Genomic DNA, 24,295 nt, shown 5'->3' with positions numbered 1-24,295 from the left:
AACTGTTCGCCTGCTGGGTGGCAGAAAGGTAGTCATGTTCATCATTGGATAAAGGGAGGCTGAGCAAAGCGGAGTACGCCCCTCTGGTATAGACCAAGACGGGGCTTGGCCTGCGGACTGAGCATCACCAGCGAAAAACGTGAATTTTTCATTGCCGTGGGCGAGCGAATTGCCCGCCTGCGCAAAGAACACGGCATCACCCACACTCTGTTGCGCAGATGCTCGATGCCCTGATCGCTCAAGCCAGGCCTCCCTTCCTTCGCTGCTGGCTTTGGTCGAGGCCGGTGCCTGGATGAATATGACTTAATCTAATTACTATATACAAATTCAATACCAAACTTCATTTCATGACCAGTTAAATTAATCTCGTCACGCCATCAACAACGCAGTTATAAACACAGGTCTTTCCGCCAATAGAGGCAACCTCACCTGCGCCTTTTGCACAAACCGACCCCTAGGATTTTATTTCTTCAATCCCACCAAGTGCTTAAATGGACCCTCATCTAAATCAAACCCTAGATCTGTGATAAGTCTAACTGCCTCCTGGTACTCGTCGCCCGTAATAGAAATATCAAATTCACAAATGTGATCGCATAGTATCTCAAAGGCTAGGCCTTCCTCATTGTACGCGACATAGTCCAAAGCCCCTTGGAGCAGGCCAGCTTCCAATCGGCCGTCGAATTTCTTCCCGAATTCAATAATACGACCTGCAAACATAAAATTACCTCATTGATCAGCCGCGACGCTTCAGCGTATAGCGCTCAAGAAAAAATCTATTTTGCAAGTTTGGCTTTCAAGACTGCACGATCAATCATGCCATCAGTAATGCAGGGTACAAAACCAAGCCTGTCTCCCATCTCAAAGCTCTTCTTGTAACCGTTCAATCGTTCAACGTCACCAGCTATTGCCAATGCAGCCAAGTGCCGAAGGGGCATCGCGCCTTTACTGTCAGTCGGCAGACTTCTATAAACCATCAGGCCGGACTCAATATTTTGAGAGCGTGCCCAAGACATGGCTTTCTCAGACATCCTGAGAACATCATCACTAGAAAATTCAGGCAACTTCTCCGGAGGCTCATTACTAACTATTACCGGCGAATATCCGCTCCCCTCTCCCCACACAAACGCAACAGTTTCCGAGAATTCTTTGGTCGAAACCGATGGCATAAGTGACACCCGAAAATGATCCGAGCGCTTCTTCACAGACGGGATTACTTGAACTTTAACCCCATCAACATCTGTCACGCAAAAATAATCCCCGACTTCATCCTTGCTACAAACCCAGCCCTGCTCCGTCAAAATTGAAGCCACATCTTTTTCCTTCATCACTTAGCACCAGGAAAATTCATTATCTCAATAGGGATACCGTTAGGATAACCTTGATCCTTTATTGGTACGCCTGGCGTGAGGCCAAAACTTTCGGAAACTTTCCCTCTTGGAATTGAAGCCCCATCTTTTATTTGAGGGAAAAATTCTGACTGACGAATACTCAAGTCCGCGCCCCCTGTCTTAACCTCAATAATTCTCAAGGTCCCATCAGGTGCTTCGGCCACGATATCTGGCCTACAACGACCAGTTCCGCAGGAGCTACCGAATGATATTTCCTTTTCGCTGACTCTGACCCCTTGAGACGAAAGTTGATCCTTTATGTCATCCACCATATTCAAGTGACGATCATAGTGATCTTTGATGGTGACTTTCGGATCTGTTGCAGTACCTTTTGCACCGCTGGTAGCTTTGCCTAGTATCACCACCGCCGCTAACTTGACTACATCATCCCGCGTAGCACCTTTATCGACAAGATTAATGATTCCTGGCACATCCACCGGCGCCAAGGTCGAGCCGAGCAATCCGTCCTGACGTGCCCGTTCATTGATTGCCTCTGCTGATCTGGCTGGGCCTGCGAAACATGACGGCGAACTGGGGCTCAGCGGCGCAGGATTGGAAAAGTGCGATGAATCAAATTCGCGATTTGTACGGAGATCGGTTCATCAGGCCGACCCAGTGAAAATCAGGGCCTGCCAGACGGCAGGCCGTTACCGGCTCGCACACAAAAAGGCTGACACTTCCCAAAAGCACACCACATTCAGCCTAAGCCTCTACATCTAAACTTGCCACTTAATTCTCAAGGATAAATAAAGTCGATGCAAATTTTAAATTTAATCAAGTCCAAGGCCACCTCACAGCCACTCCACGCTGGCAGTCCTCCTGTCAGTTTATTCTCAACATACCAACGACGCAACTCTATTAAAAGATCTAAAATATCTGTATTGACTCGCCCGCCTGCCGTAAACCAGGCAACGTTACCTTGTACATCAATGTAGTCATACTCATACTCACAGCTATCTAGCTCCTGGGATAGTTGTGCACGCATAATAACTTTACAGGCTCCATCGGGAGCAATCTCAAACAGAATACCCCCAATGTCATTGTAGATATCATCATCACTACGCATCAATTTCCACCCGGTGAATTTTTGAATAAAATTTCTTTTGGACGAGCAATACCTATTGAATACTGCACATTAAAGCTTTCTGGCCGAACACTACTGCCAGAATAAATAGTCTCAATCTTTACGTTAACTTGCTTTCCCTCCTTGAGTGCGGACGCCCATGTATCCCCCATAGATTTCCAAGTACCTTTATTCAAGCTCCCATTCATGGGAAGGAGGTTCAACCTCTCCCCAGGTCCGTTGAATATACTAGGCTCCGTACGAAAAGAGATGTCGCAAACACCGCATGGAACAAGCCAGTGAGACCATGGCGGCATAGCTTTTCGCGAGCTTGTCGAAGCGTGTGACGATGCGGCGATTCTCTTTCAGCCAGCCAAAAATGCGTTCAATGATGTTGCGCTGTCAGTATTTGGGCCCATCAAACAGTCTGGGTAAGCCAGGCTTGGGTTTGCGCTTCATAGAGCGCATCGGGATGACGGGTTGCATACGGTACTGGTCGCAGTATCGGCGCAGCGTTTCGGCGTCGTAGCCCTTGTCGGCGAGCAACCATTTGCAGCGCTTGCGCGGGCGGCCAGGTTGGTTTGATGGAATGCTGACTTCGTCCAGCAGTGGTTGTGCGTAGCTGATGTCACTGGCTTGACCGCCAGAGAGGAGGAAGCGCAACGGTGTCCCGTTGGCGTCGCAGAGCATGTGAATCTTAGTTGTCAGGCCACCGCGACTGCGGCCTAGAGCGTGATCGGCAGGTTCGTCAGGCCCCCTTTTTTCCGAGCGCCAGATGAGGCTCGGGTTGCACGTACTGCGGTTGAGTCGATCATCCAGGTTTGCAGATCAATCAAGCCTTGCTCATTCAATCTCAGGTGAAGCCGGGTTGTACAAGATGCGATTGGTCTTGGTCAGCCACTTGAACCAGACCCGAATCGGCGTGATGCGCACCGTTTGGCTGCGGGTCGACAGCGGTTCGCCATCGGCTTTTCGATACAAAAAAAGATGACGCTGATAGCGCTCTAAAATGGGTCGGGTGATTTCCTGGGGCCGGGTCAAACCGCGTTCGTCACACCAATGGATAAACGCAATCAACAGGCTTTCGCGGTTGCCCACGGTGCGCTCGGAATAACCACGCTCACGCTGGTATTGCAGAAACTGTTTCATCTGAAAATACAGGCTGCCGGGATCGCCTAGTGGGCCAATGATTTGTTCCGAAACACGCTGTTTTTTGCTCTCGTCTTTTTTCGGCATAACCACCTCGACTTAGACGGCGCTGGACAACGCGGAGTGGTTGTTTTGTGGATGCTGGATCAGTGGTTTTTCGTTCAGACCGACCGCTTCGGCCTCAATGCCAGAAACGGCGTGGCTTTGCGCATGGTTGAGGGTGTCCGACTGAGTACCGACCATGGCCCGACCTGAGTCCGATCGTTTTTCTGAATCCCCCGACCGAGCGGATGTGTTGTCGAGTTGGTCGGCATCGATCAGGCCCATCAAATGCGGTTGATGACCGCTTTTGCCGTCATACGTGAGGGTGTATTCATGCGCTAACCCCTTGCGGTGCGGCAGCAGGTATTCCAGTTCGGTCAGTCGGCCCAAATGGATTTTTAACTGGGTATTCCCCCAACCGGTGGCCTCGCGCACGTCCTTGCGACCAAACCGAAACTCATTCTTTTTAAGCCCCTGCGCCTGGCTTCGGGCTTCGACCCAGCCCTGCAATAACTCCAGCAAACGCCGCGTTTGCGGCGGCAGTTCGTCCAGGGTGCGCCCAAGAATGTCGTGGGCCAGCCGATTGGCCAACACGATGTCGCCCTTCGTGACCTCGATGTAAGCCAACGACTTGCCTCGGTGCTCAATGTGTTTGACTGTGCGTTGATGCTGATGCAGCAAGGCAATGCAGCGAATCAGCGTCAGGTATTTCATGTGGTCGCGCCGGGTACGGGTTTTGTCCGAAAGAAAGGTCCATTGATCGGCGAACGCCACGGTTTTGATCAGCCGCTGGGCATTCTGATGCAGGCGCGTAATCGCCTGTTTTTCGGCGTCGGCCAGCAGCCAAACCCACTTGGCTGAACGGCTGGGCGTGTCCCAGCAGACCATCCAAGCCTATGAGTCCGGCAAGCGGCGTATCCAGGTAGCGGCGTTGCCGGAGCTGGCCAGGCTGCTTTCGACCACATTCGAAGAGCTGTTTGGTCAGCAGAAGGAAACCACTGTGCGTAAACGTGGGCCTGCTCCAAAATGGCAACAGCAACTGGAAGCCATTGAGCAGCTATCTAAAAGCCAACAGAAATTCGTTGCGCAGATGCTCGATGCCCTGATCGCTCAGGCCACGACCAAAGCAAGCAGCGAAGGAAAGGAGATTTTGCAGTAAGCAGATAAAACAACACGGCGCATGGCCGGTGCAGAATTAGGACACCTATCAAATATGAGCAGAAATTCGTTTATATAAAAACTCATAAAAATCTGAAGCGTAATTAACATCTTCACCAGACGGAAGTCGAAGATTCACGGGACACTCACCATCTTTAAACTTTGAATAGTCAAAGAAAAAGACTTCCCCCATATCAGTTTCGCTAATCACAAGCTTTTTGCCATCTACCAGATTATTTTTTATGCCCACAATATGCTGATAGACAATATCCCCTCCATTGACACCCTCAAAGTCCACGCCATAGATACTGTAAATTTCTTCAGTACCAATCTCGCCCCCCGCATACGTCTTTAAAAACCACTTGTACGACCCTGGCAGTTCAAGTCCTAGCCGCTGCTCGGCCTTCTCAATCCAGTCATCACCCACGCAATCGGCCTGGCTACCAAAGCACACGATATCAGGATGCAGTGATACTAAATCCTCAATTTGATGCGTCGTAACTTGGCTCATTCTCAATTCCTAAAGTCTGCAGATCGTTGCTTCCAGTACTGCACCTTCCACCTATCAAAAGCTGCCCTATCAATACCAGAAGGAATTGCATTAGGGTTAATGTGAATAGTTGCGCTATTGGCTTGGTGAAAACTTTGCGTCATTTCTGCAATAGGCCCTGACTGTGTTTGCGTCATATGGTGCAGGTTCACCGACTTGCCATCTACACCTATGGGCGCTCGACCAGAGGCCATACCCTCAACATTACTACCTGTTATGACTTTGCCACCTTCACGCCAACCAGTTTGCAAATTAGGATCAAATAAATCATTCCGCTGATAGACCTTATTCCCACTAAACTGAATAGGATCTTTTGACCAAAAATTACGTTACTGAGTAAAAACAGAGCCCGCCTCTGTAGCGTTCCCTATTCCTTTTGCACCACTTGAATTAGCTCATTAAAAGTGCCTCTACGGCACTTCGGTCAGTCGACCGGAAGAAAACCTCCAATTGATGCGCCTCATCTCGCCCCCAGTCAAGAGCCGCGTCGCGCAACACCTCCAGATAAACCTTCAGGTCATCTACTGGCACGTTTGGAGTAACTTCATGCACAAGAACCACCTTGCGGCATGGAATCCATTCAAGATCTCTCAAACAGTCGTAGAGTGCATCCCAATTGAATCCAAAATACCCTGGAAGCCATAGCTGGTAATATAGCGCGCTCAGCAGCTCTTCCGAGAGAGAAATTTTCGGATCAATACGGACATAAAAGACTTCCGCAGCGTCGAATGAAGGCGTGAGATCGGAGTACTTGAATGGCAGCATTTCCACTCCTTGTTTTATTTATTGACTGGGATAAATGTTTTGTAATGATCTGCAGTGTAGTACATCTCACCACCCTTCCCAACAACTATCCGCTGAGGCCCTGGCCCTGAAACACCTGGGGTAGGATGTACGTACTCTTTATAGTAGCCAGCAGGTTTTTGCGGCAAATCCCCGCCACGATTCTGAAATATAGACCCATCGTTTCGATGAGGGAACGAACCACCTGATTTTATCCGGTCTATGGTCGGGCCGAGATCAACAGTGCCTTGTAAAACATTTCCGGTCTTTTGATCAACGACCTTCACTCCATCAATAAAGCGGGTGGGGTCTTTTGCACCGCTGGTAGCTTTGCCTAGTATCACCACCGCCGCTAATTTTACTACATCATCCCGCGTAGCACCTTTATCGACAAGGCTAATGATCCCTGGCACATCCACCGCCGCCAAGGTCGAGCCGAGCAAGCCGTCCTGACGTGCCCGTTCATTGATTGCCTCTTCAGTTAACCCTTGCCGTCTCCATTCCGCAATCAGCTCACTCGCTCTGATCGCGTTCACATACGGATTCGCAACAACGCCCATTGGCGACCAATCGCTGCCCGACAGCGCGTAGACATCAAGGAAGCTCGCGTCCGCGTCGCTCTTCTGCGCGTCCACTCCCCCCCTCATCATCGCAAGGGCGTAATCCGTTACCAGAAGGTCATATTCCGCTTTGCTCAGCCTGCCGCTCTGGTACAGCTCAACCAGCTTTTCCCCAGCCTGCTTCTCCTGCTGCCGGTACTCATCACGAATACCAACCTCGCAGCCGCCATTTCCACCACAGGCTTTATACCGCTCGTGCAACTCATCAATACTGCCAATACCGGCGGCCTTGAGCTTCTCATACAACGCACGGCTGGCGGCATCCAGCCGTTCAACGCCGTATTTGTTCGCCAGCAGGTTGTTTTCAACCGCGTTACGGCCCGCACCGGCACCCGCGACAGCCCCAGCGCTATTACCTTCCGCCAGACCGCCCGAAAGCCCGGCCGCTAGCGTCGACAGCGCCGAAACGGTCTGTTTCTGCTCTTCACTGAGCGAGTTGCTGTCGCTGGTGCCATACAACTGCTGAGTGATCAGGCGGGCAACCAGTTCGCCGCCGGCCGCACCCGCTGCCCCGGCTGCCGCCGAGTTGCCCTGCGCTTGGGCGACAACGGCACCCAACACTGCGTGGGCCATGACGTTGAGTGCAGCATTGTCACCAGTGGATTTCTTGATTACCTGCGCGAGGTACGGTCTGCTCCTGCACGCTCTGGTAGTTGGAGTCGAGCTTGGTCTTGCTGACGCTGAGACTGCCGCTTGCCCCGCCCGCGCCGATGATGGTGACGCTCAACCCACCGCTGACATTGGCCTGTTTGGACTTGTAGTTGTCGTTGTCCTGCAGGCTTTGCAGCGTCAGGTCGCGCCCTACGTCGGCGGTGATTTTCGCGGCGTTGACCTGGGCCCCTTTGAGCGCCGTGTCCCGCCCGCTGAGCAGGGTCGCCTCATTGCCGGCGTCCAGTGTGGTTTCGGTCCAGGTCGTGCCGTTGCCTTTCTCGTTGCCGGCACCCTTGTTGGCATTGGCGAAGATGCTGAGACCGGCACCTTCGGAACCTACACCAATGCTGGCGCCGATGGCGCCGCCACTGCTGCTGTTCTTGCCATCGAGCATTTGCGTATTGGCAGCAGCCTCAAGCTGGATGTCGCGTTGGCGGACAACAGCAGGTCATTGCCGGCCTTGAGTTGACTGCCTTGTACCCGGATAAGCAAGGATTGAAGGTGGAGGCAGGATCGGTTGAATGATTGGGAAACTCATGACCTGTGCCGGCCTCTTCGCGGCTGAAGCCCCACACAGGGACCGCACAGGTCTTGAGATGGCTCAGACGTGACGCTGCCTGGCCTTGCCGCGCGGCAACCGGCAGCGCTCGCCCTGCTCGGCCAGGCGCGCGGCCCAGGCCGATTTCACGCTGAAGCCACCGTTACGGGCAGGCTGCTGTTCGGCCACCTGGGCCGGTTTGGCCGCCGCAGGCGCAGTACCGACGACCTTGGCGGCGGGCTTGCTGGCCGCAGCCACAGCCACCACCGGCTCAGCTGCCGCTTTGGCGGTCTTGCGCAGTTCAGCCAGCGAAGGGCTCTTGCTCTTGGCGACAGCTGCCGCCTCGGGTTTGCTCAGCGAACGCTGGCAAGACTTGCAGGATACGTCCTCGGTCACGGCAGTGCTGACAAGGGTCTGACTGCTGCGCCCGCAGGCGGAATCGAGGCCATTGGAGGAAAAGTGAGTAACCAAAACCGAACATCTCCGATGCGTTGTCATTTGAAGCGGGCGCTATTCTCGCACAGGTTGCAGGGGCTTGCCGAACCACCGGGCAGGCACCACCGGTCACATTGGCTGGCACTTTGCCATAATCCTAGGCATGCTAGCTCGTTTCGGGTGTCCGGCCTTATAGTGCGCCACCGCGGTCTGGCAACCAGACACCGGCACACACCGTGCATGATCCATCCCTGCCATCGCCAGCCCAATCGCAGGATCAACGCTTGACCAATCTTACTCATCCGTCGTCATTGCGTTCCGCGCCACAGGCGCCCGTCGCCTCGCTGCGCGGGTCGATCAAGGGTGCGCTGGCGCTGCTGGCCCTGATCCTGCTGGGCCTGCTGCTGTGGCAGCTGTTCGCCCAGTTCAACCATACCCAGGCCGACCTGCGCAAACAGAGCCTGGACGCCACCGCCGAACTGGCCGACCACCTGAGCCTGAACATGGCGTTCAAGGCCCAGCAGGCCGTGAATGTGGTGCAACCTTACGTCAAGGCGCCGACGCCCTCGGCCCTGCCCAGCCTGCTGAGTACCCTGCGCGAGCGCCTGCCGGCCCTGCAGAGCATGGCCTGGCTGGACGCTACCGGGCAGGTGCAGGCCGACAGCCTGGCCGGCAGCCCCGACCGCCATTTGCTTGACGAGCTGCTCAGGCTGAACCAGGGCAGCCCGTACTTCTTCACCAATTCGGCCGACAACCGCACCCTCTACCTGTTGCTACGCCAGGCCACCGAACAGGGCCGCGGCTACTGGCTGCTGCGCCTGTCGCCGGACTACTACCGCACACTTACCTTCCACCTGGATGGTGCCAGCCACCCGCTGTGGCTGCTGGAAAACAGCCGCAACGGCGAGGTACTGCAAAGCCATGCGCCAGCCGATACCAGCAACGAGCCACTGCAAAGCGTGATGCTGGCCTTCATCGACAACAGTACCTGGCAGTTGCGCGGCCTGTTCGACGCCAAGCTGGCCCAGCAGAAGCTGCTGCCGGCGCTGCTCGGCAAATGCCTGCTGGTGCTGTTCTGCGCCCTGCTGCCAGTGCTGGCCCTGATCAACATGCGCCGCCGCCAACGGGCGCTTCAGGAAGACCGCCGGCGCTACCAGGAAATCTTCGAAGGCACCGGCGTGGCCTTGTGTGTGCTCGACCTGTCCAGCCTGCCCGGCCAACTCGACCGCTACCACCTGCGCAACCGCGCCGCGCTCAAGCACAGCCTGGCCCTGGACCCCAACCTGCGCCGCTCGCTGCTGCTGGAGCTGAAGATCACCGAGATCAACCAGGTGGCTCGCCAGTTGTTGAATATCGACAGCCACGAAGGTGCCTGGCAGCGCCTGATCGACGGCACGGGCGATGGCCGCGACAGCATCGGCATGCAGCTGATCGACGCGCTGATCGAGCAGCGCCAGCTTCTGGAACTGGAAGTGCGCCTGCCGGCGCCGCTGGGAGGCGAGCTGCACCTGTGGCTGATGGCCCGCCTGCCGCAGCAGCGCCGCGATTACCAGGCGGTCATCCTCAGCATCAGCGACATCACCAGCCGCAAGCAGGTGGAGCTGTCGTTGCTGGAGCGCGAAAGCTTCTGGTCGGACGTGGTGCGCACCGTGCCCGACCAGCTGTACGTACAGGACGTGCTTAGCCAGCGGATGATTTTCAGCAACCGCCACCTCGGCCAGACGCTGGGCTACGACCGTACCGAGCTGGCGCAGATGGGCGACCGCTTCTGGGAGCTGCTGCTGCACCCCGAGGACGCCGCGCACTACCAGGCGCTGCGCCAGCAACAACGCGACAGCGGCCATGACCAACCGCTGCACTGCCAGCTGCGCTTCCGCCACCGTGATGGCGGCTGGCGCTGCTACGACATCCGCGAACAAGTGCTGACCCGCGACGCCGACGGCCTGGTGACACGCATCATCGGCGTGGGCAAGGACGTGACCGTGCAGATCGAGGCCAGCCAGTCACTGCGCGACAGCGAACAACGCTACCGCATGCTCGCCGAAAGCATCAGCGACGTGATCTTCTCCACCGACAGGCTGCTCCAGCTCAACTACGTAAGCCCCTCGGTGCAGGGGGTGCTGGGCTACCAGGCCGACTGGATCTTTGCCAACGGCTGGCAGTCGATCGTCGCCAACCCGTCCCAGCTCACCGGTATCTACAGCCTGATGGAACGCGTCAGCAAGGCCATGGGCGACCCGGCCCAGCTGGCCCAGCTACGCAGCCAGCTGCCCACCCAGCTGTTCCTGTTCGACTGCCTGCGCGCCGATGGCCGCAAGATCCCCATCGAACTGCGCCTGGTGCTGGTGTGGGACGATGAAGAACGCTTCGAAGGCGTGCTCGGGGTGGGCCGCGACATCAGCCAGCAACGCCGCGCCGAAAAAGACCTGCGCATGGCCGCGACGGTATTCGAGCACTCCACCTCGGCCATCCTCATCACCGACCCGGCCGGCTATATCGTCCAGGCCAACGAAGCGTTCAGCCGCGTCAGTGGCTACGCCGTCAGCGAGGTGCTCGACCAGTTGCCGGGCATGCTTACCGTCGACGAACAGCAGGAAGGCCACCTGCGCTACGTGGTCAAGCAGCTTTACCAGCGCGGCAGCTGGGAGGGCGAGGTGTGGCTCAAGCGCCGCGACGGCGACCACTACCCGGCCTGGGTCGGCATTACCGCGGTGCTGGACGACGAAGGCGACCTGGCCAGCTACGTGTGCTTCTTCACCGACATCAGCGAGCGCAAGGCCAGCGAACAGCGCATCCACCGCCTGGCCTACTACGACGCCCTCACCCACCTGCCCAACCGCACGTTGTTCCAGGACCGCCTGTACAACGCCCTGCAGCAGGCCGAGCGGCAAAAGGCCTGGGTGGTGCTGATGTTCCTCGACCTGGACCGCTTCAAGCCGATCAACGACTCCCTCGGCCACGCTGCCGGCGACCGCATGCTCAAGGACATGGCTCAGCGCCTGCTGGCCTGCGTGGACAACGACGACACCGTGGCGCGCATGGGCGGCGACGAGTTCACCCTGCTGCTGCAACCGCGCGCTACCCGCGAGATGGCACTCAACCGCGCCATCCACGTGGCCGAGAACATCCTCGGCAGCCTGGTGCGGCCGTTCGTGCTGGAGAACCGCGAGTTCTTCGTTACCGCCAGTATCGGCATCGCCCTCAGCCCGCAGGACGGCAGCGAGCTGAGCCAGCTGATGAAAAACGCCGACACCGCCATGTACCACGCCAAGGAGCGCGGCAAGAACAACTTCCAGTTCTACCAGGCGGAGATGAACGCCAGCGCCCTGGAACGCCTGGAGCTGGAGAGCGACCTGCGCCACGCCATGGAGCAGAACGAGTTCATCCTCTACTACCAGCCGCAGTTCAGCGGCGACGGCAAGCGCCTGACAGGCGCCGAAGCCCTCCTGCGCTGGCGCCACCCGACCCGCGGCCTGGTGCCGCCGGGCGATTTCATCCCGGTGATCGAAGAACTGGGCCTGGTGGTGGACGTGGGCGACTGGGTGCTGCGCGAGGCCAGCCGCCAGCTCAAGGCCTGGCACAAGGCCAAGGTGCGCGTGCCCAAGGTGTCGGTGAACATCTCGGCGCGGCAGTTCTCCGACGGCCAGCTGGGCACGCGCATCGCCACCATTCTGGAAGAAACCGGCCTGCCACCGGCGTGCCTGGAGCTGGAGCTGACCGAAAGCATCCTGATGCGCGAAGTGAACGAAGCCATGCAGATTCTCGCCAGCCTGAAAAACCTCGGCCTGAGCATCGCGGTGGACGACTTCGGCACCGGTTACTCGTCGCTGAACTACCTCAAGCAGTTCCCGATCGACGTACTGAAGATCGACCGCACCTTCGTCGACGGCCTGCCTGAAGGCGAGCAGGATGCGCAGATTGCCCGGGCGATCATCGCCATGGCCCACAGCCTCAACCTGGCGGTAATTGCCGAAGGCGTGGAAACCCACGAGCAGCTGGAGTTCCTGCGCGAGCATGGTTGCGACGAGGTGCAGGGCTACCTGTTCGGGCGGCCGATGCCGGCGAACCAGTTCGAGGCGCAGTTCGCCAACGAGAAGCTGTTCATGTTCCATTGAGCAGTTGCCTGCACTGGCCCTATCGCCGGCAAGCCAGCTCCCACCTCGACCGCACAGACCTCAAGCCCTGTGCAGTACCTGTGGGAGCTGGCTTGCCGGCGATGGGGCGCACAGCGCCCCAAAAAACGGACCTTTGAGTCAACTCCAGTTCCCGCCCAGCCCAGAAACGGCGCGGGATGCAACGTGAAGCCCATTGGTCCGCGACTTGATGCCACTTCATATGCCAGCCGCGAATCAATCGGTTAGAATGCCCCCCCAATTCACCCCGATCCTTGAGGACCGCCATGTTCAGCCGTGATTTGACCATTGCCAAGTACGACGCCGAGCTCTTCGAAGCCATGCAGCAAGAAGCTCTGCGCCAGGAAGAGCATATCGAGCTGATCGCTTCGGAAAACTACACCAGCCCGGCAGTCATGGAGGCCCAGGGCTCGGTCCTGACCAACAAGTACGCCGAAGGCTACCCGGGCAAGCGCTACTACGGTGGTTGCGAGTACGTCGACGTCGTCGAACAACTGGCCATCGACCGTGCCAAGGAACTGTTCGGCGCCGACTACGCCAACGTCCAGCCGCACGCCGGCTCCCAGGCCAACGCCGCCGTCTACCTGGCCCTGCTGTCGGCCGGTGACACCATCCTGGGCATGAGCCTGGCCCACGGTGGCCACCTGACCCACGGTGCTTCGGTAAGCTCCTCGGGCAAGCTGTACAACGCCATCCAGTACGGCATCGACGGCAACGGCCTGATCGACTACGACGAAGTCGAGCGCCTGGCTGTCGAGCACAAGCCTAAGATGATCGTTGCCGGCTTCTCTGCCTACTCGCAGGTGCTGGACTTCGCTCGCTTCCGCGACATCGCCGACAAGGTCGGTGCCTACCTGTTCGTCGACATGGCCCACGTTGCCGGCCTGGTTGCCGCTGGCGTGTACCCGAACCCAGTTCCGTTCGCCGACGTGGTCACCACCACCACCCACAAGACCCTGCGCGGCCCGCGCGGCGGCCTGATCCTCGCTCGCAAGAACGAAGAGATCGAGAAGAAGCTGAACTCCGCCGTCTTCCCTGGCGCCCAGGGTGGCCCGCTGGAGCACGTCATCGCTGCCAAGGCCATCTGCTTCAAGGAAGCCCTGCAGCCTGAGTTCAAGGCTTACCAGCAGCAGGTCGTGAAGAACGCCCAGGCCATGGCCAGCGTGTTCATCGAGCGTGGTTTCGACGTGGTTTCCGGTGGCACCCAGAACCACCTGTTCCTGCTGTCGCTGATCAAGCAGGAAATCTCCGGCAAGGACGCTGACGCCGCCCTGGGCAAAGCCTTCATCACCGTCAACAAGAACTCGGTACCGAACGACCCACGTTCCCCGTTCGTCACCTCGGGCCTGCGTTTCGGCACCCCAGCCGTCACCACCCGTGGTTTCAAGGAAGCCGAGTGCCGCGAGCTGGCCGGCTGGATCTGCGACATCCTGGCAGACCTGAACAACGAAGCGGTGATCGACGCCGTGCGTGAGAAGGTCAAGGCCATCTGCAAGAAGCTGCCGGTTTACGGCAACTGATTGGCGATTGCCTGACAGGAAAAAGCCCGGCCTAGTGCCGGGCTTTTTCGTTGTCGAGCCATAAGCAATTTTCCAGCACTGTCGCGCTCCTACAAAAAAACGCGACACCCTGCTGGTAGCGCGTATTACCCTGTGCCCCTTTGATACCCGCAAGCACAGGCCGTACCTTGACCAGAGAGCAACTCGAAACCCACCAGATCCCGATCTACTTCATCGCCGTGCTCGCCGCCGTCGCCTTCGGCGTGCTGGCCAGCAACACTGCGCGCCACCTGGAAGTCCTGGTTACCCCCGCCATCGCCGTGCTGATGTACGCGATGTTCCTGCAGATCCCTTTCCTAGACCTGCGCCAAGGCCTGGGCAACCGCCGCTTCATCAGCGCCTTGCTGCTGGCCAACTTCATCCTCGTGCCGCTGCTGGTATGGGCAATCACCCGCGGGCTGGTGGCACACCCGGCGATACTCGTCGGCGCCTTGCTGGTGCTGCTGACACCGTGCATCGACTACGTGGTGGTTTTCACCCACATCGGCAAAGGCGACTCCCGCCTGACCCTGGCCGCCACCCCTGTGCTGCTGTTGGTACAACTGGCAATGCTGCCGCTCTACCTGGCCCTTATGCTGGGTGACAACAGCAACGTGGCCATCTCCATCACCCCGTTCGTGGAAGCCTTCGTGCTGCTGATCGTACTGCCTATGGCGCTTGCCGTGCTCACCAGCGCCGGCGCCCGTCGCTCGCGCACGGTCTCGACCTGGAACGACGCCTGGGCGTGGATGCCGGTACCCGCCATGGCCCTGGTGCTGGTGCTGGTGATCGCCTCGCAGATTGCCGTGGTGCTGCGTGATTTCGACCGTTTGCTGCCGGTGATTCCGGTGTACATCGGCTTCATGCTGTTGGCGCCGGTGCTCGGATTTGTTGCAGCGCGCTTGCTGCGCTTGCCAGTGACCGAGACACGCTCGGTAACCTTCAGCGCCGCCACGCGCAACTCGCTGGTGGTGCTGCCATTGGCGCTGGCGCTACCCGAAGAAATGCGCGGGCTGGCCGCCGCTGCGGTGATTACCCAAACGCTGGTGGAGCTGGTGTGTGAACTGGTTTACGTAAGGGCAGTGCCGCTGTTCGTACGCTGATCCGCCAGCGCACGCCAGAGCAACAGTCTGTGCTGCTTGCGCTGGCCTCATCGCCGGCAAGCCAGCTCCCACAGGTGCAGCGCAAGTCCCCAGGCCTGCGGTGAACCTGTAGGAGCGGGCGAGCCCGCGAAGGGCTGCGGAGCAGCCCCTCGATATCTGCGGCAGTGCTAACATCCGGGGGCCGCTTCGCGGCCCTTTCGCCACACAAGGCCGCTCCTAAAACCGACCGCGTCACCCCGCCCCAAGGCGCTCGGCCTCGCTTACAAGGCCTTCATCTCAGCGATATCCCGTGCCACCTGATCTGCAGAATGGTCGAACATCAGCTGCTCCTGCGCATCCAGCGGCAACTCGATCACCCGCGCCAGCCCCTCCCCTGCCAGTACACAGGGCACACCCATGGCGATATCCGTTCGCCCGTACTCGCCCTCCAGAATCGCCACTGCCGGCAATATGCGGTTTCGCCCATTGGCGATCGCATCCACCATCTGCGCAATCGCCACGCCCGGCGCATCGCAGGCGCTGCCCAGCTTCTTCAGCCCCAGGATCTCGCCACCACCCTTTCGGGTGCGTTCGACGATCTGCTCGATCTGCTCGCTGGAAAGGAAGTGCGAAAGCGGCACCGAGCCGATCTGGCAATAGCGCATCAGCGGCACCATGCTGTCGCCATGCCCGCCCAGGACCAGCGCCGTGATATCCCGGGCAGAAAACCCGGTCTGCTCGGCGATGAAACACTTCATGCGCGCGGTATCCAGCACCCCCGCCTGGCCGAACACCTTGCTGCGCCCCTGCCCGCTGAGGCTCCAGGCGCGATAGGTCAGCACATCGACCGGGTTCGACACCACCAGCACCGTCGCCGTTGGCGCATGCTGTTTGATGTCCGCCATGATGCTATCGATAATCGGCAGGTTGATGCTCAGCACGTCCTGACGCGACTGCCCAGGCTTGCGCGGCACGCCTGCGGTAACGACCACCAGCTCAGACCCGCCCAGCATGTCAGCCTTGGCCCCGCCGTGAACCCGGGTATCGGAACCCGACTCGACTGCCGCCTGCCACACATCCAGCGCCTTGCCTTGCGCCATTTCGCCCTGCACATCCATCAGCACCAACTCCCGGCACAACTCTTCCCGGGCGATGATCTGCGCCGCCGCCTCGCCGACCATGCCGGCACCCACGATTGTCAGTTTATTCACGTGACACCTCCCAGCGGCGCGCGCCACCAGGAACACGCCTGCAATACACAGAAGTATTGCCCGCTGAGGCGAAAAGGCCACTCGAAGGTTGATGCGAGCCCTCCCCGGTGCAGCACCCGGCCGACCAGATACGTACTTCTTCGCGGATGTCCTCGGCCTCGCCTTCGCTTGTCCCGTTCGTCGGTCCAGCCGACCGTGACAGCGGTGAGGGTTCTCTGAACAGGTACCCATCACTGGAAACGAGGCGCCATGGCAGGGGTACGTGTTCGAGAACATGGAAATCGCGTCTTACACGGCGCTGATCGAGGCGGCCGGGGACAGCGCCACCGCACAGGCATGTCGTTCGATTCTGAAGGAAGAAGTCGCCATGGCCGAATGGCTGAAGGAACATCTGCCGGAGGTCACCCGGGCGTTCCTGGCCCGCTCGGCCGCCCCTGACGCCACAGCCAAGCGCTAAGTGTGCTGCCCGCGACGGATCAACTCCGGCGCGGGCATTTCTCATTGCTGTCCGCTGTTGACCTTGCCCAGCTCCGCTCCAGTCAGCGGTTGCGCCTCCGGGTTCGACTGGGTGCGAAGCTTCATTGCCTCGACTACCGACGCACTGTGCTCGTCCAGCTGGATGCTGGCAGAGCCATCGCCGCCGTCTACCGCCGGTTGAGGCTCGTCGACATAAATCCAGTCCTGCCCCTGGTTCCACGCCCCACGCATTTCACCGCCCTGGGACAGGTTGAAATAGGTGCGGTTGAGCTCTGGGTCACCTTGCAACTTGCCTTGCGGGAAGTTTGGCTGGATGGCGTGCAATGCCTTCTCGAACGACATCTGGTGGGCGATTTCGCGGCTCATCAGGAAGCCCAGCGCGTCCTTGATGCATGGGTCGTCGGTGACGTTGATCAGCCGTTCGTAGACGATCTTGGCCCGCGCCTCGGCGGCAATGTTCGAACGCAGGTCGGCAGTCGGTTCGCCAATGGTATCAATGTAGGCAGCGTTCCAAGGTACGCCGGCGGAATTGACCAGCGGCGCCCCGGCCCCATACAGCAGGCTGGTGACATGTGAATCGTTGCCGGCACCGGTCAGCGAGCGGTAGAGCTCGCCCTCGGCCTCCACGCCTTCAGCAAGGTTGCCCTTGGCTCCTTTGTTGAGCATCACCACGATCGAACCGATGATCTCCAGGTGGCTGAGCTCCTCGGTCGCAATGTCGTAGAGCATGTCCTTGCGGCCAGGGTCATCTTCACTGACCGCTTGGGTGAAATAGCGCATGGCGGCAGCCAGCTCGCCCTGCGGGCCACCGAACTGCTCCAGCAACAGGTTGGCCAGGCCCGGATCAGGCTGTGCCACGCGTACGGTTTATTGCAATCGCTTGTTGTGCATGAACATAAGCAGGTCCTCAGGCATGCAGGGGCAGCGCGGCTGCCCCTGCGTTTTTCACGGATGACTAGCGGTTGTCGTCACTCTTGCGACCACCGCCGTGGCTATGTTGGCCACCGACCCGTCCGGCCTCCGAGGCCTTTTCCCGGTCATTGGCGAAGTTGCCCCCGGACTCCTGACCGCCCTTGCGGCCAGCTTCGGACGCCCGCTCAGGGTCGTTCTTGAAATTGCCACCCGACGCCTGGCCCCCCTTGTGGCCTGCTTCCGATGCGCGCTCTGGATCGTTCTTGAAGTTACCCCCTGACATCTGGCCGCCTTTCTGCCCCGCCTCCGATGCCTTTTCGCGATCGTTGGCAAAATTGCCTGGATTGGTATTGGCGTTGCCACCTTGGTTACCACGGTTGTCCTGATTGCTAGCCATGATTGAAACCTCATGTCGGTAGTTACACAGGAAGGTCTGTGTTCATCAGTGACAGAGCCCAAGCGGCGCGTCTTGCAACGAATTCTGAAAGAGCTGACGAAATGCCCTAATGGAAGTGGCCCCTACTTCTTGCGAAAACGATCATGGTGGCGAGGTATACAAATTGCGTTTATCAGCGGCGCTCAAAGCTTTGTCCAAAAAACAATCGCCCGCCTTTAGGGCGAAACACTGTTTGATTCGCAGCCAGCCATCTATCCGGCTGAACGGCTGCGGCTCGATCGGGATCAACCTAACTGAGTCACTTGTCCCAGTTCCGCCAAGAGGGCATTCGCATGGTCAACTACCTGAACTTGATCCACTGCATCCTCGACCAGCCCGGTACCTGCGAGTTGCGCAGTTACCAGGGAGACTTGTACTGCGAAGTGTTATCGCTCGCTGATGTGCATGCGCAGTTTTCGGCATGAACGCGTTCAGCGAGGAGATAGCCCTTGGACAGCGCCGGCTCGAAGCGATCAATCGCTGGTTTCTGCTCTACGACGACGTCGAGCAAAGACGAAACTGCCCTAGCAACCACCACGAGGAATTGTTGCGCTTGGCCGATGAGATGGACCGCCTTGGATTGGTAGACTGGCGCGAGTGGCGGGACCTGCGGCGGCTGGCCGATCGAGGCTTTCTGAGAGCGATTGCTGGCTCTGACTATCACGGCGTTTAGTGCTGGCCGGCTGTGGTGGATAAGGAAAGAACCCGCCACAAATCGGGTTTCAGGAGGGCGTGCCATTTGCCCCAGCGCCTTCCCACTGCCGCATGCAAAGCCGATGCCCCAGGATTTCACCGCCCCTGTAGGAGCTGGCTTGCCTGCGATGGGCCGCGCAGCAGCCCCCTTACCCCACCTGGCAGGAATAAATCCCCGGCGGCCTTTGGTAGAGGGCCAGTCGGCTATATCCGGCAAGCCACCCAACAATGATTGCTATTGTCCGTGGTTGAGGCTCACAAAGCGAAAACGAGCGAAGCCCGTGCCGTTTTGCCCCGGCGCCTGCCCCACTGTCACAGGTAAAGCACATATCCCGGGATTAACGCGGCCCCTGTAGGAGCTGGCTTGCCTGCGATGGGCTGCGCAGCAGCCCCATAACCTTACCCAACAGGAATAAACCACCAGGCGGCCTTGAGCAGAGGGCCAGCCGCAAAGGTGATATCTGGCCCGCCGCTCATCAATGATCCTGCCTAACTAACAGGGTCCTGCCCGTTTCGCTCCATCACCTTCCCGCACTGCTCACTGGCCAAACGGCTGATGATCCGGATCGCCTGATGGATACCGGCAGTGTTGCGAAAGCTCAGGTGTGGGTTGTGTTCGCACTCCAGCATTTCGTCGTGCTGGACCAGGGCTTCGCCTAGCAGTTCGAGGGTCCAGGCGTAGCTTTGGATGGTGGATAGGCGTTCTTGGTCAGTCATGGTGCACCTCCCTGGCTGCAGAGACGGAGCGAGATTGACTGGAGGTGAGATCGCTGAGGGCCGTCGAGGAACGGCGGTGGAGAACGAATGCGAGGATCCTGGACGGACTTGAGATAAGCATGCATGACACTCCAAGTTTTAGTTGGAGCTGCCACGATCCTTCCTACGGGATTGGGTGGCAGCTGTGTATGGGGTAGGAATACCGGGAAACTTGGAAACCCGGCCAGGCCGAAGCCTGCCCACACACAGCCGCCATGACACAGCACGGCAGGCACAAAAAAAGCGCCAGCTGTGGTGCAGGGGCGCCTAGTGCGTGCGCCAAGTTTACCAACGGGTTCCTACGCCCGGTCACGGAATTTTCCGCGACGGAGGAAATTTAGCCTCATGTATCTCGGCCAAGCAAGTGTCAAAGCTGTAGGAAACGTCTCTGAATTATGTGCGAACAGCGTTGAACGCAACCATAAATCCACATCCGATCATCTGCATCAAAATCCCCATTCAAACTTCGAATGCAGCGAACTAGGCTCAGCTGAAATCCCCAAGGTAAGATGAGGTGCACGATATGAACATTGAAAGTGCTGCCAGGGCAGTTGAGCTAGAGTTTGGTTACACAGGGACTGACCGGGGTACACCGTGGAGTCGAAACGGATAGCACTGCTGATTGACTGCGACAATGTGAGCCATGCATCCATAGGGGGCGTGCTCGATGAGTTGGCCAAGTACGGCATGGTCAACATCAGGCATGCACACGGGAACTGGAGTTCTCCTCTCCTCACTGGATGGGTCGAGAAGATCCACCCGTTCGCCATCCGCCCCATGCAGCAATTTGCTTTCACCAAGGGCAAGAATGCCACTGACTCAGCGATGATCATTGATGCAATGGATTTGCTATACAGCAAAAACGTCGATGCCTTTGCACTCATGACAAGCGACAGCGATTTCACACCGTTGGTGCTTCGGCTGCTGGAAAGCGGCTTGCCGGTCTACGGCTTTGGGGAGAAGAAGACGCCGAAGCCTTTTGTAGATGCCTGCTCGCAGTTCATCTACACAGAGAACCTGCTTGGTGATGATCACGAGAAAGCTGATGAAGGCGAATCGTCGAAATGCAGTAAACGCACCCGAAACGAGCTTCGCAATGACACATCACTTGTGCGCTTGCTGAGAACTGCGGCAGAGAAGACCGCCGATGACGCAGGCTGGTCGCACCTCAGCCAGGTCGGCACTTTTATACGCAACAACAGTTCGTTTTCTGCCGTGAACTACGGGCACCGGACCCTTGGCGATCTGATTCGAACCTCGGGGCTGTTCGAGATCGATATGCGGAATGGTGGAACGGCGATGTTCATCAAAGCTGCTCGGAAATCAAACCCGGCAACGCACTCCCAAACTGAAGTATCCATCTCATGAGTTCGTGCTTCGGCTGCGGAGACAGACGGACGGTTGTTGGCCGTGAGGGCCCGGTTTTCGCGGGGCTGGAATTTGGTGGATTTTTTGATGTACCTCATAGGGTATCTATAAACAAATCAGCTAGTTGTGGCTTTCCGTGGAATCGAATCGGGACTTGTGGAGGATCCAGTGAGAGCTACGCACACCCGCTCCGAAAGCTAGGAGAGGGACGACTGAAAACGACCCAGAGCTGCACTTGGCAGAGCACAACTGACAGCCATTTGCAGTCCCTCCGAGACTCCTACAGAATCGTGGCTCACGCAAATCCAAAAAAGAGCTGCCGAATGAAACCGCTAGTCGAATACTGCCAAGGAGCTGTTAAAGCATTGAATGCTCAATATGAAATGAGCAACGTGCTAGGTCACTCTGCCACCGCTGGGTCGGCGCGCGAACGTCTTATCCAAGATTTTCTCATTGCGCATCTCCCAGAAATGACCAGCGTTGTGAGTGGGATGATTATTGACTCGAACGGGGGGCGTTCAAAACAACAAGACATTGTTCTGATGTTGCGGTCTATGCCAAGATTACCTTTTGCTAGCGGCCATGATCTTATCTTTCAGGAGGGAACCGTAGCGACTTTCGAAATTAAAACCCAAATCTCCCCATCTACTCTCGACGCTATTGCGATCAATATTGAAAGCGTGAACACGCTAGTACCAAGCACATTAGAGGGGGTTCAATTAGGCGATCTAGACTGGCCATATGCAAGAATATTGAATGTTATTCTGACATATGGAGGTTCTGCATTGGATGTCATTGAGCGCAAACTAATAGAGTTGCCCGCGACAGGTCAGCCAGATGTCTATTTAGATTTAACAAAAGGGATTCTAATCAAGAACGACGGAGTGCTATTTGGTCATGACGGTACTGCTGCATACATTCGCTTCAACGAAGCGGGAGTGGGTTTGGCTCGTTTGCTTGCGTTACTATCAAAAGTAACAGGTCGCTTAGTAATGCGTGGCGTGCAGTGGGAGGCGTATATCTCTTGATAGTTTCATTGCATATCAGCTCTACAAAGATTTCTGATTGATGCGTTTATAGACATTTGTACAAACTCTCGCTGTTAAAACACTCAGTCGCAGCTAACGTCCACTTTTTACCGAAAATCACCCCATAGCTGCCGTCGAACTGAGCGGTGAGCTTGGCCGAAAGAGATAGGTAATCACAGGTCAAAGGGACATGCCTTACCCCTCGCTATCTTCGCGAGAGGGAAAAAGGAGACATATTAAATTACCGTGCTGATCCAGAAAAACCTCTTTCATTTGGGTCTAGTTACCACTATTCGACCCGGAGCGGGCGCTAGCCATTGGCAGCACAAAGCTATTATCAGCCATTCATTTACGGGCAAGCTCAGGCTAAAACAGTCAAAAAAGCCAACTCACCAAGATCTAGGATGATACCGTTCCCTCGCGTGCTCCTAACGTCGCATTCGTAAATGGCGGAATTTCAAAATCTACTTATTCACATGGTTGAATCGCCCCTGGTTTCTTAGACACTCTCCAAGCTCAGAAGATAGAGTTTCTCATACTCTACTGGCGACAGCTCATAGTGCTGTGAATCCCCCTCGGCTTTTGATGAGAATCGGTGAGCGCTTCTGGCCGCTTTCTGCACTTCCTGAAGGGCAGCTATGGATCGATTACTGTCAGTTCTGCCTGTCAATATCAGATCCTCGCTCAGAGGTTGAACACCCATGTTTTTTGTAAACGGCGAACGAGTAACCGCACGGTCAGAAGATAGTAGTACCGCGTCATCCTGCTGTGTCGATCTATACGATGCTCTAGAAACCAAACCAAATGCTTTCTTTGCCAGGCCCAAGGCGTCTCTCGCTGCCAGCGATCTGCAATTTCAACTAGGATAAGCGTTGCCTGCCGCAAGTGGCGTTGCCGCGTCGCGTGCGACCCGGTCAGCACGCAAGCCAAGAACAACTCCATATCGAATGGCTTGCTCATGTCCGTCCTCCAATGTAGGCCGCAACCACGTCGATCCGACCGTGCCTAAGCTCGTAACTGATTCGCCTGCGGGCCTCGCGATCAAGATTACTATCGACCTGACAACATTGACCGCCGTTGATAGGCGCTCGGTGTTGGGTGATTTGCTCATAGCGCTCACATGCGTATGCCGCTCGCAGCTCATGGAAGCCCTTGAGGTTGTGTGCATGGAGGATGTCCCGCGCAGGTCGGGCGACTTTCTGCAGAAAGTCCAGGTAACTTTCGCTTGGCGCAATCAGATTGCAGCTACCCGCAGCCGACACTTGCCGTGCAAACTCAAGGGCACCTCGAACATGGTCATCCACTGCAATCCAACGTGGCGCCGAGGCGCCGGCGCGACCGCCTTTGGTGCCGTCCTGAATGTTAATCTTACCTAGATTGCTAGCCTCACGGCTTAACCGTGGCAGGTCAGCCAAGATGGCCTCACGCAAGCGCATACCGGTGGCTCGCGCCAACAGAACAATCGCGGCAGCCCGCAGCTGATGATGGCTGCAAAGCGCATCGACGATCTGCTTAACCTGTTCGCGGTCTTGGCTCTGAGGTACCGAGTGTCGAACCCCGGTGCGCTGCATACCCAACGCCCTGCTCGGACTTGGCAACTTCACGTATTGATCACCGCGAAGCGCAGCCATGACCCTGTTAACGCTGGATAGCCGATTTTGTGCGGTGCTGACAGGGAGATCACCGCGCCTAACCATGTCGCGCAGATACGCCGCATAGTCGGCCAGCACCTCCCGATCAATCAGCCGCGCATCATTGATACCGGCCCTTGTTCGGAGCGGCACCACTTCACGAATGCCTGCCACCGATCGCAGTGTGCCCTCACCGTGCCGTAGTGACCGCCGCCGAACATGTCTTTGAGCGCCTGCGGACCTGCGTAACTCAATTGCCTGCCGTAGCCGAAATTACGGCCACCGCGTTTACCCACCAATGCCATGTCGGTCACCTCATCGTCCACTCTTCGATCCTCGCCCCACGTCATCCCGCCAAGAATGCTGAGTGTTATCAGGGATTAAGGCCCCTGCGACCTGTGGGGAATGTCCACTACGCGGGACTGGCGGCTCCTTACAACCGGGAGCAAGGGCATCTCATGATCTGGCCTCCTGAACACCGTTACCGGTGGGCGGGTGGAGGCAGCACTGGCTGACGAGACCAGCACCTGAAGATCCTGAGCCATGTGCAAGCAGCAATGCGATGACCGGGGCATGCCTGACTGTCAGTCAGGTGCAGTCCACTCCTTGGTCTGCGGCACCATCATCTGCATGGCTGTTGCTGGTGACATCGG

General features: G+C 57.5%; 25 protein-coding genes and 6 pseudogenes. 9 read left to right on the top strand and 22 right to left on the bottom strand.

What is annotated here, in order from left to right; translation table 11 throughout:
- Positions 1-462: 462 nt before the first annotated feature.
- From B2790_RS21545 to B2790_RS21515, 8 genes and pseudogenes are all read right to left on the bottom strand, one after another.
- The gene (locus tag B2790_RS21545) at positions 463-717 is read right to left on the bottom strand and encodes a MafI family immunity protein (protein WP_286919703.1); all 255 of its coding nucleotides are present in this window, start codon (positions 715-717) and stop codon (positions 463-465) included.
- Positions 718-773: 56 nt separating this feature from the next.
- The gene (locus tag B2790_RS21540) at positions 774-1,325 is read right to left on the bottom strand and encodes a DUF6990 domain-containing protein (RefSeq protein ID WP_085618659.1); all 552 of its coding nucleotides are present in this window, start codon (positions 1,323-1,325) and stop codon (positions 774-776) included.
- Positions 1,325-1,849 (bottom strand): hypothetical protein, encoded by a 525-nt coding sequence (locus B2790_RS21535; protein ID WP_286919702.1) that lies wholly within the window; start codon positions 1,847-1,849, stop codon positions 1,325-1,327. The genes B2790_RS21540 and B2790_RS21535 overlap by 1 nt, the downstream gene beginning before the upstream one ends.
- A 275-nt stretch (positions 1,850-2,124) precedes the next feature.
- Positions 2,125-2,454 carry a hypothetical protein gene (locus B2790_RS21530; protein ID WP_085618661.1) on the bottom strand — a complete coding sequence of 110 codons (330 nt, stop codon included), beginning with the start codon at positions 2,452-2,454 and terminating at the stop codon, positions 2,125-2,127.
- On the bottom strand, positions 2,454-2,768 hold the full coding sequence (locus B2790_RS25110) for a DNA/RNA non-specific endonuclease (protein WP_414708602.1): 315 nt from the start codon (positions 2,766-2,768) through the stop codon (positions 2,454-2,456). The genes B2790_RS21530 and B2790_RS25110 overlap by 1 nt, the downstream gene beginning before the upstream one ends.
- Positions 2,701-3,317 (bottom strand): annotated as a pseudogene (locus tag B2790_RS21525) (IS5 family transposase); the annotation flags it as partial. The gene B2790_RS25110 and the pseudogene B2790_RS21525, both read right to left, overlap by 68 nt.
- Complete coding sequence (locus B2790_RS21520) at positions 3,295-3,600, bottom strand: site-specific integrase (protein ID WP_046616158.1); 306 nt, start codon at positions 3,598-3,600, stop codon at positions 3,295-3,297. The gene B2790_RS21520 and the pseudogene B2790_RS21525, both read right to left, overlap by 23 nt.
- A 99-nt stretch (positions 3,601-3,699) precedes the next feature.
- Positions 3,700-4,530 (bottom strand): hypothetical protein, encoded by an 831-nt coding sequence (locus tag B2790_RS21515; RefSeq protein ID WP_286919700.1) that lies wholly within the window; start codon positions 4,528-4,530, stop codon positions 3,700-3,702.
- On the opposite strand from B2790_RS21515, the gene B2790_RS21510 reads away from it, so the two are divergent.
- The gene (locus tag B2790_RS21510; RefSeq protein ID WP_200900017.1) at positions 4,514-4,801 is read left to right on the top strand and encodes a helix-turn-helix domain-containing protein; all 288 of its coding nucleotides are present in this window, start codon (positions 4,514-4,516) and stop codon (positions 4,799-4,801) included. The genes B2790_RS21515 and B2790_RS21510 overlap by 17 nt on opposite strands.
- Positions 4,802-4,849: 48 nt before the next feature.
- Here the strand turns inward: B2790_RS21510 and B2790_RS21505 are convergent, their stop codons facing one another.
- The 6 genes from B2790_RS21505 to B2790_RS21480 all read right to left on the bottom strand — a co-directional run bounded on the left by B2790_RS21505 (position 4,850) and on the right by B2790_RS21480 (position 8,413).
- Positions 4,850-5,311 (bottom strand): SMI1/KNR4 family protein, encoded by a 462-nt coding sequence (locus tag B2790_RS21505; RefSeq protein WP_025337628.1) that lies wholly within the window; start codon positions 5,309-5,311, stop codon positions 4,850-4,852.
- Between the two features lie 2 nt (positions 5,312-5,313).
- A complete protein-coding gene (locus B2790_RS21500) occupies positions 5,314-5,544 on the bottom strand; it encodes an HNH/ENDO VII family nuclease (RefSeq protein WP_256582448.1) in 231 nt (76 codons plus the stop codon).
- A 196-nt stretch (positions 5,545-5,740) separates the two neighbouring features.
- Positions 5,741-6,115 carry a barstar family protein gene (locus tag B2790_RS21495; protein WP_025337627.1) on the bottom strand — a complete coding sequence of 125 codons (375 nt, stop codon included), beginning with the start codon at positions 6,113-6,115 and terminating at the stop codon, positions 5,741-5,743.
- A 14-nt stretch (positions 6,116-6,129) separates the two neighbouring features.
- Positions 6,130-7,326 carry a VENN motif pre-toxin domain-containing protein gene (locus B2790_RS24905; protein ID WP_313666780.1) on the bottom strand — a complete coding sequence of 399 codons (1,197 nt, stop codon included), beginning with the start codon at positions 7,324-7,326 and terminating at the stop codon, positions 6,130-6,132.
- Between the two features lie 19 nt (positions 7,327-7,345).
- Positions 7,346-7,798, bottom strand: coding sequence for a hemagglutinin repeat-containing protein (locus B2790_RS24900; RefSeq protein WP_313666781.1), 453 nt, complete (start codon positions 7,796-7,798; stop codon positions 7,346-7,348).
- A gap of 207 nt (positions 7,799-8,005) precedes the next feature.
- Positions 8,006-8,413, bottom strand: coding sequence for a hypothetical protein (locus B2790_RS21480; protein WP_025337622.1), 408 nt, complete (start codon positions 8,411-8,413; stop codon positions 8,006-8,008).
- Positions 8,414-8,661: 248 nt separating this feature from the next.
- Between B2790_RS21480 and B2790_RS21475 the strand changes: the two genes are divergently transcribed.
- From B2790_RS21475 to B2790_RS21465, 3 genes are all read left to right on the top strand, one after another.
- Entirely contained in the window at positions 8,662-12,492 is a 3,831-nt protein-coding gene (locus tag B2790_RS21475; RefSeq protein ID WP_286919699.1) for a sensor domain-containing protein, read from the top strand.
- A gap of 284 nt (positions 12,493-12,776) precedes the next feature.
- The gene (glyA, locus tag B2790_RS21470) at positions 12,777-14,030 is read left to right on the top strand and encodes a serine hydroxymethyltransferase (RefSeq protein ID WP_286919698.1); all 1,254 of its coding nucleotides are present in this window, start codon (positions 12,777-12,779) and stop codon (positions 14,028-14,030) included.
- A 167-nt stretch (positions 14,031-14,197) separates the two neighbouring features.
- Positions 14,198-15,151, top strand: a complete 954-nt coding sequence (locus tag B2790_RS21465; protein ID WP_286919697.1) for an arsenic resistance protein — start codon at positions 14,198-14,200, stop codon at positions 15,149-15,151.
- Positions 15,152-15,411: 260 nt separating this feature from the next.
- On the opposite strand, the gene B2790_RS21460 is transcribed toward B2790_RS21465, so the two are convergent.
- Positions 15,412-16,341: a malate dehydrogenase gene (locus tag B2790_RS21460; protein ID WP_286919696.1), complete on the bottom strand. Its 930-nt coding sequence runs from the start codon at positions 16,339-16,341 to the stop codon at positions 15,412-15,414.
- Positions 16,342-16,597: 256 nt separating this feature from the next.
- On the opposite strand from B2790_RS21460, the pseudogene B2790_RS21455 reads away from it, so the two are divergent.
- Positions 16,598-16,798, top strand: a pseudogene (locus B2790_RS21455) (DUF892 family protein); the annotation flags it as partial.
- A gap of 41 nt (positions 16,799-16,839) precedes the next feature.
- Here B2790_RS21455 and B2790_RS21450 read toward each other — a convergent pair.
- The 4 genes and pseudogenes from B2790_RS21450 to B2790_RS25100 all read right to left on the bottom strand — a co-directional run.
- Positions 16,840-17,676, bottom strand: a complete 837-nt coding sequence (locus tag B2790_RS21450; protein WP_286919695.1) for a manganese catalase family protein — start codon at positions 17,674-17,676, stop codon at positions 16,840-16,842.
- A 97-nt stretch (positions 17,677-17,773) separates the two neighbouring features.
- Positions 17,774-17,866: pseudogene (locus tag B2790_RS21445) on the bottom strand (general stress protein); the annotation flags it as partial.
- Positions 17,867-18,013: pseudogene (locus tag B2790_RS25105) on the bottom strand (general stress protein); the annotation flags it as partial.
- Positions 18,008-18,127 (bottom strand): annotated as a pseudogene (locus B2790_RS25100) (KGG domain-containing protein); the annotation flags it as partial. The pseudogenes B2790_RS25100 and B2790_RS25105, both read right to left, overlap by 6 nt.
- A gap of 332 nt (positions 18,128-18,459) precedes the next feature.
- On the opposite strand from B2790_RS25100, the gene B2790_RS21435 reads away from it, so the two are divergent.
- Both B2790_RS21435 and B2790_RS21430 read left to right on the top strand, forming a co-directional pair.
- Positions 18,460-18,591 (top strand): hypothetical protein, encoded by a 132-nt coding sequence (locus B2790_RS21435; RefSeq protein ID WP_286919694.1) that lies wholly within the window; start codon positions 18,460-18,462, stop codon positions 18,589-18,591.
- On the top strand, positions 18,588-18,839 hold the full coding sequence (locus tag B2790_RS21430; protein WP_286919693.1) for a hypothetical protein: 252 nt from the start codon (positions 18,588-18,590) through the stop codon (positions 18,837-18,839). The genes B2790_RS21435 and B2790_RS21430 overlap by 4 nt, the downstream gene beginning before the upstream one ends.
- A gap of 509 nt (positions 18,840-19,348) precedes the next feature.
- Here B2790_RS21430 and B2790_RS21425 read toward each other — a convergent pair.
- The gene (locus B2790_RS21425; RefSeq protein WP_015268870.1) at positions 19,349-19,576 is read right to left on the bottom strand and encodes a hypothetical protein; all 228 of its coding nucleotides are present in this window, start codon (positions 19,574-19,576) and stop codon (positions 19,349-19,351) included.
- A 633-nt stretch (positions 19,577-20,209) separates the two neighbouring features.
- On the opposite strand from B2790_RS21425, the gene B2790_RS21420 reads away from it, so the two are divergent.
- Both B2790_RS21420 and B2790_RS21415 read left to right on the top strand, forming a co-directional pair.
- Entirely contained in the window at positions 20,210-20,983 is a 774-nt protein-coding gene (locus B2790_RS21420; RefSeq protein WP_286919692.1) for an NYN domain-containing protein, read from the top strand.
- Positions 20,984-21,306: 323 nt separating this feature from the next.
- Positions 21,307-22,011 (top strand): DUF6602 domain-containing protein, encoded by a 705-nt coding sequence (locus B2790_RS21415; protein ID WP_286919690.1) that lies wholly within the window; start codon positions 21,307-21,309, stop codon positions 22,009-22,011.
- A gap of 684 nt (positions 22,012-22,695) precedes the next feature.
- On the opposite strand, the gene B2790_RS21410 is transcribed toward B2790_RS21415, so the two are convergent.
- Complete coding sequence (locus B2790_RS21410) at positions 22,696-22,971, bottom strand: hypothetical protein (RefSeq protein ID WP_286919689.1); 276 nt, start codon at positions 22,969-22,971, stop codon at positions 22,696-22,698.
- Positions 22,968-23,947 (bottom strand): annotated as a pseudogene (locus B2790_RS21405) (integrase domain-containing protein). The gene B2790_RS21410 and the pseudogene B2790_RS21405 overlap by 4 nt, the downstream one beginning before the upstream one ends.
- Positions 23,948-24,295: the final 348 nt, after the last annotated feature.

Source organism: Pseudomonas sp. UBA6753, from assembly GCF_002453565.1.
Taxonomy (GTDB): Bacteria; Pseudomonadota; Gammaproteobacteria; order Pseudomonadales; family Pseudomonadaceae; genus Aquipseudomonas; species Aquipseudomonas putida_Z.
This window is presented reverse-complemented; position numbering and strand designations above follow the sequence as displayed.